General features: G+C 71.2%; 9 protein-coding genes. 5 read left to right on the top strand and 4 right to left on the bottom strand.

Annotation, left to right across the window (positions count from 1 at the left end; genetic code table 11):
- Nucleotides 1–292: 292 nt before the first annotated feature.
- Entirely contained in the window at nucleotides 293–1,600 is a 1,308-nt protein-coding gene (locus AOK08_RS32315) for a cation:proton antiporter family protein (RefSeq protein ID WP_055532713.1), read from the bottom strand.
- 312 nt (nucleotides 1,601–1,912) lie between these two features.
- Between AOK08_RS32315 and AOK08_RS32310 the strand changes: the two genes are divergently transcribed.
- From AOK08_RS32310 to AOK08_RS32295, 4 genes are all read left to right on the top strand, one after another.
- Nucleotides 1,913–2,977, top strand: coding sequence for a LacI family DNA-binding transcriptional regulator (locus tag AOK08_RS32310; RefSeq protein WP_055532711.1), 1,065 nt, complete (start codon nucleotides 1,913–1,915; stop codon nucleotides 2,975–2,977).
- Between the two features lie 92 nt (nucleotides 2,978–3,069).
- Nucleotides 3,070–3,639 carry a MarR family winged helix-turn-helix transcriptional regulator gene (locus AOK08_RS32305; protein WP_055532709.1) on the top strand — a complete coding sequence of 190 codons (570 nt, stop codon included), beginning with the start codon at nucleotides 3,070–3,072 and terminating at the stop codon, nucleotides 3,637–3,639.
- A 65-nt stretch (nucleotides 3,640–3,704) separates the two neighbouring features.
- Nucleotides 3,705–4,448, top strand: coding sequence for a type 1 glutamine amidotransferase (locus AOK08_RS32300; protein ID WP_055532708.1), 744 nt, complete (start codon nucleotides 3,705–3,707; stop codon nucleotides 4,446–4,448).
- 202 nt (nucleotides 4,449–4,650) lie between these two features.
- Nucleotides 4,651–5,163 carry a DUF6174 domain-containing protein gene (locus tag AOK08_RS32295; RefSeq protein WP_055532706.1) on the top strand — a complete coding sequence of 171 codons (513 nt, stop codon included), beginning with the start codon at nucleotides 4,651–4,653 and terminating at the stop codon, nucleotides 5,161–5,163.
- A 29-nt stretch (nucleotides 5,164–5,192) separates the two neighbouring features.
- On the opposite strand, the gene AOK08_RS32290 is transcribed toward AOK08_RS32295, so the two are convergent.
- Both AOK08_RS32290 and AOK08_RS32285 read right to left on the bottom strand, forming a co-directional pair.
- Complete coding sequence (locus AOK08_RS32290; protein WP_055532704.1) at nucleotides 5,193–5,654, bottom strand: hypothetical protein; 462 nt, start codon at nucleotides 5,652–5,654, stop codon at nucleotides 5,193–5,195.
- Between the two features lie 73 nt (nucleotides 5,655–5,727).
- Complete coding sequence (locus AOK08_RS32285; protein ID WP_055532702.1) at nucleotides 5,728–6,825, bottom strand: magnesium and cobalt transport protein CorA; 1,098 nt, start codon at nucleotides 6,823–6,825, stop codon at nucleotides 5,728–5,730.
- A gap of 217 nt (nucleotides 6,826–7,042) precedes the next feature.
- Here AOK08_RS32285 and AOK08_RS32280 point away from each other — a divergent pair, with 217 nt between their 5' ends.
- Nucleotides 7,043–7,918 (top strand): alpha/beta fold hydrolase, encoded by an 876-nt coding sequence (locus AOK08_RS32280; RefSeq protein WP_055532715.1) that lies wholly within the window; start codon nucleotides 7,043–7,045, stop codon nucleotides 7,916–7,918.
- 76 nt (nucleotides 7,919–7,994) lie between these two features.
- On the opposite strand, the gene fxsT is transcribed toward AOK08_RS32280, so the two are convergent.
- The coding region (fxsT, locus tag AOK08_RS32275) for an FxSxx-COOH system tetratricopeptide repeat protein (protein ID WP_055532700.1) at nucleotides 7,995–11,622 on the bottom strand (3,628 nt) is incomplete at its 5' end.

Below are 11,622 nucleotides of genomic sequence, written 5' to 3'. Positions count from 1 at the left end.
GGCCGGGCATGCGGTGCGCGAGGCCGGGGGCCCGGGGGAGCGGCGGTGCTTCTGTTGCTCCCGGTGCTCCTGTTGCCTCCGGTGATCCCGGTGCCCCGGGGCAGCGGGCGGGCGCCGTCGCAGGGCATCCCTCGCACACCTGATCTCCTCGGCTGCCTCATCAGCGTCTCCCCCGTCCGGTTCCGGCACTTCACCCGCCTGGTACGTCTCGTCGTACGTCCTGGTACGTCTTGCATTCCCCGCGATCGCCGCCTGTCCCACATTTCCGGCCCGCCGGTACTCCGTACGCCCGTCAGGCGACCGACTGTTCGTCCTCCATCGGCTGTCCACCATCCGTCGGCCGTTGGTCCTCCACTGGCCGCTTGTCTTCCAGGGGCCGCTGGTCCTCCACCGGCCGTTGGTCCTCCGCTCGCCGGTCGTACGGGGAGTGACGCTCGGCGTCGGGGGAGGGTTCCCGGTCGGCGGGTGCCCGCCGGCGGCGGGGCGGGTGCGCCAGGAGGAACTGCGAGGTGCCGTGCAGCAGGTTGACGGTGATGACGGCCGGGCCGACGGTCGCTGCGGTGCCCGGGAAGTCCCGTTCCAGGGCCAGGGCGATCAGTACGGCGGTGATGCCGTTCTGCTGGCCGAGGCCGAGCGCGATCCGGTCGCCGCGCTTCAACCCCCGTACGAACAACGGCAGTACGCCCAGCGCCACCACCGCCTGCGCGGCGAACGCCGCCACCCCGAGCACGATCCCCGGCACCGGCCGCACCCCGTGCGCGAGCAGCAGCCCGAGCGTCAGGAACGCGGCGAGGAACGCCCCGCCCACCGCCCGCCCCACCGCCTTGTCGAGCACCGTGGCACGCAGGACGAGACCGGCCAGCGCCACCCCGAGCATGAGCTGGTTCACCGCCGCGAGCACCAGCATCGCCGCGACGAGCAGTACCGCCCCGCCCGCCTTGGTGCGCCGGACCGCCGGGACGTCCGGCAGCCGTGACACCGCCCGCCGCCCCGCCCACCACAGCAGCGCCACGGCGGCCAGGAGCACGGCGTTGAAGAGGAGCCCGGTCGCGTAGTCGCCGCCCGCGCCCCGGCTGATCCGGGGGGTGCCCTCGTGCCCGGCGGCCGTGTAGGCGTACCCCGCCAGATACAGGGTCAGCAGGACCGTCATCGGGTCGTCGAAGGAGGCCCACGCCGTCAGCAGCGACCGGGCGCGTGGTGACATCCGGCCCTTGTCGTTGAGGGCGGCGACCGACAGCGGGTCGATCTGGGCGACGGCGATACCGAGCACCAGATACTCCGGCTTGCGGAACACCAGCACCATCGTGCCGGCGATCAGCCCGGCCTTCAGGACCACCCCCAGGGTGACGGCGGCGACCACTCCGGGCAGATCGGCGCGCAGCGCCCGGAGATCGATCGAGTACGTGCTCCCGTACAGTCCGACCGCGAGGAGCAGTGCCGCCCCGAGCGCGTAGCCGTCGGAACGCACCAGCGCGGAGACGTCCACCGCCAGACCGGCCAGCACTCCGACGGCCAGCAGGCCGGCCGCGCCGAGCACGATCCCCGGGACCGCCTCGGGCAGCCTGAGCGGACGTGAACGGGTGCGCGAGGATGTCCCCATGACCTTGTCCCCCCTTCGCTCCGGCCTCGCGCGCTGTACGGCACGACCGGAGACGCTCCCCCCGGCGGTACGGGTGTGACCGCCTGTGGGGCAGGTGAATGCTAGGGGCCCTGGCGTCAGGGGAAAAGCCGTCCACCGGCCTTCCGCCCGGCCCGTCGACGACCCCCCGGTGCTGTCCTCACGATGCCCGGCACGAGGCACCCGCGAACCCGTTCCGACCCCCTTTCGGCCCGGTTTCGGGCCGGTTTCGGGCCCTGGCCGAAAGGTAACGCTCCTTTCCCGCAGGTTATTTGACACCCGTAGACTCACCCGGTGACAAAGGTGACACGGGACGACGTCGCCAGGCTCGCCGGAACTTCCAGCGCGGTCGTCAGCTACGTCGTCAACAATGGCCCACGGCCCGTCTCCGCGGAGAAACGCCGACGCGTTCTCGAAGCGGTAAGGGCGCTCGGCTACCGGCCCGACCGGGTGGCCCAGGCCATGGCCAGTCGCCGTACGGATCTGCTGGGGCTGATCGTTCCGGACGCCCGCCAGCCATTTTTCGGGGAAATCACCCACGCGTTGGAACGCGCCGCCGCCGACCGGGGAAAAATGGTGCTCGTCGGCAACTCCGATTACCAGGAGGAGCGCGAAATCTATTACCTGCACGCCTTTTTGGGGATGCGGGTGTCGGCGCTGATCCTGGTCAGTCTGGGGCTCGGCGACCGGATCGCCGCCGAGCTGGACACCATGGACACCCGGGTCGTGCTGATGCACGAACGGTCCGCTTCCGTACGAAAGTTCGCGGTGGTCACCGACGACGTCGAGGGTGCCCGGCTCGCGACCCGGCATCTCCTGCGGCACGGTCACACCGCGGTGGCCTGCCTGGGCGGCCCCCAGGAGGCTCCCCCGGCCGGGGATCCCGTCGCCGACCACGTCGAGGGCTGGCGCAAGGAGATGGCGGACGCCGGCCTCCCCACCGAGGGGCTCCTCTTCCGCGCCCCCTACAACCGCTACGGCACCTACCGGGTCGCGCTGCGCCTGCTGGCCGCCCCCGGCCGCCCGACAGCCGTGTTCTGCTCGACGGACGACCAGGCCATCGGCCTGCTGCGGGCCGCCCGCGAACTGGGCGTCGACGTACCGGCCGAGCTGGCGGTGGCGGGCTTCGACGACGTCAAGGAGGCGGCGATGACCGACCCGCCGCTGACGACGGTCGCCTCCGACCGCGAGGCGATGGCCCGCAGGGCGGTGGACATGGCCCTCGACCCGGAACTCGACGCGCTGACGCACGCCGGGACGGACCGCACCCGCCGCTTCCCGTCCCGCCTGGTCGTCCGGGCGTCCTGCGGCTGCCCGGCCGCCGCCGGGACCCGGGACACCCGGCCGGCCGCTGTCTGACCCGCGCCCCTGAAGGGCCTCTGCCGCACCCTCCGTACAATTTGGTACCGAACGACATCGAGTGGTGGACGAGTGGTGGAGGGGGATCGCCGGTGACGCAGCGACCGATCGTCGAGACCGAGCAGTTGGTCAAGGCCAAGCTCGGGGAGATCCCGATCCGGCACGACCAGATGGCCGTCGTCGCCAATATCCACCGGGCCGCCTCCGCCGTACGCCAGCACGTCGAGAACTCCGTGCTGCGTGGCGTGGACCTGACCTGGACCGGATTCGTCGTGCTGTGGGTCGTCTGGATCTCCGGGGAGACCGAGACACGGCTCGTCGCCGAGGAGGCCGGGATCTCCAAGGGGACGCTCACCGGGGTCGCCCGGACACTGGAGTCGCGCGGCCTGGTCCGGCGCACCGAGCACCCTTCTGACGGGCGCCGGGTGCTCCTCGCGCTCACCGACGAGGGCGAGACGCTGATGCGGACGCTGTTCCCCGACTTCAACGCCGAGGAGGCGTTCGTCGCCGCCCCGCTGAGCGCCGAGGAGTGCCGGGCCACCGCGGACGCGCTGCGCAGGATCGTCGTACAGGTCGAGACCCACGGGGAGGACCGCCGGCTGGAGCTGCTCGACGGCGCCGAGCCGGCTCCGCGCCGCAGCGGCCGACGCGCCAAGAACTGATCCTCCTGTCGCTCATGCCGTTGATGCCATTGATGCCGTTGACGTCGTTCAGAAGTGGAGAACCCGTGCGCGCCCTCGTCATACATCACGACCATCTCTCGCCGGCCGGTCCCGTCGGCGACCGGATAAGCCAACTCGGCTACGAGATCGATGAGTTGACCGTCGTACCGGCAGAGCGGTACGAAAGCCCCGGTGTGCGGTTCGACTTCCCCGACCCGGCCGGCTACGACCTGATCGTGGTGCTCGGCGCGCCCTGGTCGGTCTACGACAGGGCCTCGGTCGCGCCCTGGATCGACGGCGAACTGGAGCTCCTGCGCACCGCGTACGCCGCCGACCTGCCCGTGCTCGGCATCTGCTTCGGGGCGCAGGCGCTCGCCACCGCCCTCGGGGGGAGCGTCGGGGCGGCGCCCCGGCACGAGATCGGCTGGACGCCCGTCGAGTCGGACGTGCCCGCGCTGATTCCGGCGGGCCCCTGGTTCCAGTGGCACTTCGACCGGTTCACGGTCCCGCCGGGCGCGCTGGAGCTGGCCCGCAGCGAGGTCGGTCCGCAGGCGTTCCGGGCCGGACGGGCGCTCGGGGTGCAGTTCCACCCCGAGCTCGACGAGGCGACCCTGCTCCAGTGGCTGGACGGGGGCGGCCGACGCGAGGCGCGGGCCCACGGCGAGGACCCGGACCTGCTGCTCACCGAGACCCGCGCCCGGCACGAGGAGTCACGGCAGCGGGCGTACGACCTCGTGGACGCGTTCCTCGCGCAGGTCGCCGGGGTGGCGGCGGACCCGGCGGCCGACGGGCGGGAACAGGCGGCCTGAGACCCCGCCCGGGACCTCGCCCGGGACCTCGCCCGGGACCTCGTCCGAGACCTCGTCCGAGACCTCGTCCGAGACTCTCCGGTCCCCGGATGAACGTTTCCCGGCGCGACAACGTCGTAGCGGTTAGCGGCATCCGCGTCCGGAAGCCGGTAGCCGGTACTCGTTCATTGTTCTCAGGTTCAGTGTTCTCAGGGGGATCATCATGGCCTCGGTCCGGTCGCTGTCGTGCGTCGTACTGGTCGCGGGGTTGATGGGCGCGGTCGCCGGCTGCGGCGGGGACTCCGAGGCCTCGGTGCCGGGGGCGGACCCGTCGGCGCCCTCGCCCTCCCCCACGTCCTCGTTCTCGTCGTTCGCGGAGTCCTGGGCGGAGCCCGCCTCGTACGTGTACACGCTGACGTCGAGCGAGGGGGAGCGCAGTCTGATCGGCACGTTCCGGGTGACGGTCCGGGACGGGAGGGTCGCCAAGGCGGTCGGGCTCGACGAGAGCGCGCGGGCCGCCGTGCGACGCGCGCCCGGGGAGGTGCCCACCATCGGCGGACTGCTGGACGAGCTGGCGCGGGCCCGCGACGAGGGCGCGGACACGGCGGAGGCGGAGTACGCGCCGGACGGCCACCCCGTACGGATCACCCTGGACCCGGAGAAGAACACGGCCGACGACGAGCGGTCGTACGTCATTAGCGCCTACCAGCCGGATCCGGCGCCGAAAGGAACGTGACGGCGGGCGGCGGGCCCTGGTTCTGAGCCCTAGTTCTGGGCGTCGTGGTCGCTCAGGTCCACGAAGGTGCCGCCGACCTTCTTGCGCAGCAGTTCCTGGAGCTTCGGGGGCGCGGTGATGACCCACCTGTTGCCGACGAGGTACTTGCCGCCGTAGATGGCCGCGCTGTCCAGCCAGGTCAGCTTGTACTTCTCCGCCGGGAACGTCGTGATCAGGTAGTCGCCCTTGGCGGTGTGGCAGACACCCTCACGGAGTTCGTCCGCGTTGGTGCGGATCGACACCTCGCAGCCCGTCAGCTTGGCGATCACCTCGACCTTGGCCGGCGCGACCATGGCCGCCACGGGAGCGGGCGGCTTCCCGCTGTCCTTGTCCGGGGCCGAGTCCGAGTCCGCCGAACAGGCCGTGGCGAGGGGAAGGACGACGGCCGTCACAAGCGCGGCGAACGCGAGGCCTCTGCGGGACGCGGATCGCTGGGTTTGCTGCTGGGACACTGCGCTGCTCCAGGTCGGGCGGTACGGCGGACGTACGACTCGACAGAAGGTACGGGCGGGCAGTGGGCCGCGTTCACAGCCAGCCGTTGCGCTTGAAACCGCGGTGGAGGAAGAAGCAGGCGGTGCCGATGACGCCGAGGACGAGCGGGTAGCCGTAACGCCAGTGCAGTTCGGGCATGTGCTCGAAGTTCATGCCGTAGATCCCGCAGACCATCGTCGGTACGGCGACGATCGCGGCCCATGCGGTGATCTTCCGCATGTCCTCGTTCTGGCCGACGGTGACCTGCGCCAGATGGGCCTGGAGGATCGAGTCGAGCAGGGCGTCGAAGGCGTGGATCTGTTCCGTGGCGCGGATGAGGTGGTCGGCGACGTCCCGGAAGTAGGCCTGTATCGACGGTTCGATGAACGGCATCGGCTCGGTGGCGAGCTGTTGGAGGGGGCGCCCGAGCGGGACCACCGCCCGCTTCAGTTCCAGGAGCTCACGCTTGAGCTGGTAGATACGGCCGGCGTCGGCGGTGCGCGGGCTCTGCGGGGAGAAGACGTCCGACTCGACCTGGTCGATGTCGTCCTGGACGGCGTCCGTGACGTGCAGATAGTCGTCGACGACATGGTCGGCGATGGCGTGCAGCACCGCTGCCGGGCCCCTGCCGAGCTGCTCCGGGGCGGACTCCAGGTCCTCGCGCAGGGGACCGAGGGAGCCATGGCGGCCGTGCCGGACGGTGACGACGAAGTCGGGGCCGGCGAAGACCATGATCTCGCCGGTGGTGACGACCTCGCTGGTCGCGGTGAGCTCCTCGTGCTCGACGTAGCAGACCGTCTTGAACACGGCGAACAGGACATCGCCGTACCGCTCCACCTTGGGGCGCTGATGGGCCTGGACGGCGTCCTCGACGGCGAGCGGGTGCAGCCCGAACAGTTCGGCGACGCGGGCGAACTCCGCCTCGGAGGGTTCGTGGAGTCCGAGCCAGACGAAGCCGCGGTTCTGCTTGCGGACGCGGGCGACGGACTCCTCGACGGTCGGGGCGGTGGGCTGGCGTACTCCCTCGCGGTAGATCACGCAGTTGACGACGGTCGAGCCGAGCGGTGAGCGGGCGGGGTGACTGAGGTCCACGCGCCGCCGCCCACGCCGAGCCAGGCGGGCCACTTTGCGCAGGCTGCCGACCATCGACATGCGGTTGCTCCTTCTCCGGATGCGGACAGTCTGCCAGGTGGAAGTAAGGCGCCGGTCAGGGCGCCGGTCAGGGAAGGGTCCGAAGGATCTTCCCCTCGCCGACCGTTTCGCCGCTACTGCCCGTCTTCCCGCGCCCCGGTGGGGAAACCGCCCGTTTCGCCCCCCGTTCATTCGGGCAGGGAACGGGCATCGTAGGGGGGAGGGTGACGCGGCGGTGGTGTCTGACCATGTGCGGACCCCGGACGGGCGGCGATTACGGGTCGAGGTCTCGGGAGACCCGCGCGGTCACCCCGTGTTCCTGCTGCACGGCATGCCAGGCAGCCGGGTCGGCCCCCGGCCCCGCCCGATGTTCCTCTACCAGAGCGGCGCCCGCCTGATCAGCTACGACCGCCCCGGGTACGGCGGCTCCGACCGCTGCCCCGGCCGCCGTGTCGCCGACGCCGTGGGCGATGTGGCCGCCGTCGCCGACGCCCTCGGTCTTGACCGGTTCGCCGTGGCCGGACGATCCGGCGGCGCCCCGCACGCCCTGGCCTGCGCCGCCCTGCTGCCGGACCGGGTGACCCGGGCCGCCGCGCTGGTCGGGCTCGCCCCGAGGGACGCGGAGGGGCTGGACTGGTTCGCGGGCATGGCCCCTTCCAACGTCAAGGAGTTCCGTACGGCGTCCACCGACCCGGAACGGTTCGCGGCCCGTCTGATCCCACGCTCGGCGGCGATCCGCAGCGATCCGGGGAAGCTGCTGGAGGACCTGCGCGGCGATCTCACCGACGACGACCGCTCGATCGTCTCGGACACCGCGATGCGCTCGATGCTGCTGCGCAACTTCCGCGAGGCGGTGCGTACTTCACCGTACGGCTGGATCGACGACGTCCTCGCGCTGACCGGCCCCTGGGGGTTCGACCCCGCCGACATCCGGGTGCCCGTCCTGCTCTGGCACGGCGGGCGGGACGTCTTCTCACCGCCCGCCCACGCGTCCTGGCTCGCCGCCCGTATCCCACGGGTCAGGACGGTCGCCGAACCGACGGCGACCCACTTCGCGGCGGTGCGCGCACTGCCCCGGGTGATCGGCTGGCTGCTCGGCGACAGACTGGCCTGAAGGACACCGGGCTGTACACCCGGCCTCTCAACCCGGCCTCTCAACCGCCCATTTACCGCTGCCTCCTGACGTACCGTCAGACCGACAGTGGCTCCAGGTCCCGGTATATCCGCCGCTCGTCCGACGCCACCTGCGTGATGCCGTTGTCCTCGCCCAGGAGCATCCGCAGTTCCTTGAGGGCCTCGTCGCGCAGTCGCCGGGCCTCGTCCTTGCGGCCCAGGGCCGTGAGGGTGAGGGCGAAGTTGGTGACGATGCCCAGGGTCTCCGGATGGTGCTGCCCCAGGATCGTGCGCAGGACAGTGACCGCGTTCTCCTCCAGGGCGCGCGCCTCCTCCCACCGCCCCAGGTCCGCGAGGACGTTGGCGTAGTTGACGCCACAGAAGACGGTGTGCGGATGCTGCTCGCCGAGCACGTCCGCCATCCGCGGCAGCACCCGGTGGAACACCTCCTGCGCGAGCGCCACGTCGCCGCAGCCCCAGTGGAAGATGCCGAGGTTGTTCAGCGCCGCCTGGGTGTACGGATGCGCCTCGCCCGGCACCTTCATGTACTCGCCCAGGGCGTCCCGGGCCACCTCGCGGGCCTCCTCGCGCTCGTCGGCCGCGAACAGGTCGGCGGCCAGGTTGAGGTCGCAGGCCAGCGAGTCCGGGGTCGGCTTCGAGTACTGGGCGCGGTACTGGCCCCGGGTCGCCGTGGTGAGCCGCCGGGCGTCCTCGAACTGGCCGGCCCGGCGCAGCGAGACGGCCAGCGACTTGGCGCAGCGCAGGGTGCCCGGGAACTCCTTGCCGAGGAGACGTTTGTGCGAGTCGTACGTACGGGACAGCAGGGCGACCGACTCCGAGTAGCGGCCGACCTCGCGCAGGTCGCGGCCGAGCTGCTCGGCGGAGGCCAGGGTGTAGGGATGGTCGGGGCCGAGGACCTCCATCCGGCGGTCCAGGGTGTCCTGGTCGATGACCCGGGCGTCGCTGTAGCGGCCGACCATGCGCAGCGCGAGCGCCAGATTGTTGGCGGCGCTCAGGGTACGGCGGTGCGACTCGTGGAAGATCTGGCTGAACCCCTCGTGCGCCTCCCGGGCGAGATCCACCGCCGACCGGTAGTCACCGAGGGAGGCGAGGTCGCTGGAGAGGTTGGACGTGGTGACGTACGTGTGCGGATGGGACGTACCGAGGACCAGGCGCTGGCGTCCCAGCAGCTCGGTGTCGATGTCACGGGCCTCCACATAACGCCCCTGGGAGCGCAGCACGCTGGCCAGTTGGCAGCGCAGATAGAGGTACTGGACGTCGTTCTCGCCGAGCAGCTCCTTCCAGTGGTCGAGGAGTTCCTCCGCGCGCCGCTGGGCGCCGGGGAAGTCGCCGCGCTTCCAGAGGTAGCGGACACGGTCGATGAGCAGACGGCGGGTCCCGGAATCGACGCAGTTGCGGGCGTCGGAAGCGGTGAGGTGCGGCCAGATCACGGCGAAGCGCGGCCAGGTCTCCGGGTCGTCGATCGGCTCGTCGCCGTCCGGGCGGCTCCCGGCCAGCACCGTGTGGACGACGTGCCGGGCCTCCCGCTGCTCCTCCTCGGTGAGCTGGGCGCGGATCACCGCCTGCACCAGCCGGTGCACCTGGATGCTGTTGCTGACCTGGTCGACCTTGGCGAGCGCGAACCGGCCGATCTCCCGGATGACCCGCCCGAGCAGCAGACTCTCCTGGAGCGAGGCGTCGTACGGCTTCAGGGCGTCGATCATCTCCTTGCTGTAGAGCAGGTGCGAGGAGATCGGCTCGGCGGCGAGGAAGGCGCAGAGCTGGAGCAGCCGTACCGACGCGGGGGATCGTTCCTTCAGCCGGGCGATGGAGATGTTCCAGGTCGCGGCCACCGAGTGGGGGTAGTCGGCGGGCGAGTTGAGGTCCAGTACGTCGGTGGTCTGGTCGGCGAGCTGGCGCAGGTACTCGTCGATCGGGGTGGCCGTCTCGGCGAGCCAGGCCGCCGTCTGCTCGACCGCGAGCGGCAGGTCGCCCACCGCCTGCGCCACCTGGTCGGCCTCCCCGGTACTGAGCCCCGAGGCCCGCCGGGTGAGGTGCTCGACGCTCTCGTCGCGCAGGAACACATCGATCGGCATGGACGCCCCCTGCCGCGCCCAGGCCTGGTTGCGGGAGGTGACCAGCACATGCCCGCCGCCGCCCTGCGGGACATAGCGGGCCAGCGTCACCGGGTCCTCGACGTTGTCGAACACGAGGATCCACCGTTTCGTCGGCATGCCCCGGGCCAGCATCTGTACGGCTTCCTGGCCGGCCAGCGTCATGTCCTCGCCGCCGGGCGCCCCGATACGGGCGCCGAGTTCGGCGAGGGAGGCGACGATGTCGTCCTCGTGTTCGGCGGAGGTCCACCACACGAGGTCGTAGTCGGCCATGAACCGGTGCACGTACTCGGTGGCGACCTGGGTCTTGCCGACCCCGCCGAGCCCGAACAGCGCGAGCGGCTGCGGCACCACGGCGGTGGTACCGCTGCCGAGCTGGTCGCGGACTATGTCGAGGATGACGTTGCGGCCGGTGAAGGTGTTGTTGCGCTGCGGCGCGTTCCAGATCGCCGGGGTCGTGCCGGGGAAGCGCGGGCCCCCGGTCCCGGTGCCGACGGGCCGGCCCGGCAGATCGACGGCGCTGAGCAGCGTGAGGATGCTCTGCGCCTCGTCGAGGCGGTGCAGGTCGACCGGGTTGTGGTCCAGGTACGCCATGGGCAGCCGGACCTCGTCGACCCGCAGCGGCACCATCGCGCCGTGCGGGGTGTCCGTGTCGGTGTCGGTCAGCGCGCGCCAGACGGCATCCGCGTACCGGGACTTCTGGAAGGCGTTCGACAGCAGCACCAGGGTGCGGGTCGAGTCGTCGGGACGGGAGACCGGGCCGGTGGAGATGTCGTGGGGCATCACATTGCAGCCGGCGCGTTTCAGCATCGCCTCGATCCAGTCCGCCCACATCCGGTTCTCACCGGCGTACGCGACGACGATGTCCGCCGTGGTGGCGAGCGGCCGGCGCCGCAGGAACGCGTCCCGGCAGCGCAGCCGGACCGGCTCGGGGACCGGTGGCAGCGAGGTGACCGTGCCCTCCGAGATGACCGCGGTGAGCCGTTCGAACGCCGACAGCAGGGAGTTGGCGATGCCGCTCTCGTCCCCGACCGTGGCCAGGGTCTCCTCGTAGGCGTAGTAGGGGCGGTAGGGGATCTCGACGTTCCCCCAGTAGGCCGTCATCTCCTCCGGGCTCAGGTCGCCCTCGTCGAGCGCCTTGGGCAGCCCCTCGAACTTCAGCCGGGCCAGCGCCCGCCCCGCGTCGACCTTCTCCTTCTCGCCCTCGTCGATGCGCATCGGCACGGGCAGCACCCGGATACGGCGTTTGCGGTAGCCGTCCTGGACATCGCGGGCCACGGAGGCGGCACCGTCCAGCGACTGGTCGCTGAGGGTGAAGCAGTCCACGAGGACGTCCGGCATCTGGATCGTGCAGATGTCGGCGTTGTCCGACAACCCGGTCCGGCTGTCGATGAGCACATAGTCGTACGACGCTTTCATGCTGTCGCGGAGAGCGTCCAGGAAGAGCCCGCCACCCAGTCGCTCGTAGAAGTTGTCCCACTCGAACGACGACACGGTCGCCGAGTACGAGCGGTCCTGGCGGCCCGCCGACAGGAAGTCGAGCGAGCCCCCGTCCGCGAACCGGAGGCCCAGCCGCTCCGGGGTGAGCGAC

This window comes from Streptomyces graminilatus, from assembly GCF_001418565.1.
Taxonomy (GTDB): Bacteria; Actinomycetota; Actinomycetes; order Streptomycetales; family Streptomycetaceae; genus Streptomyces; species Streptomyces graminilatus.
This window is presented reverse-complemented; position numbering and strand designations above follow the sequence as displayed.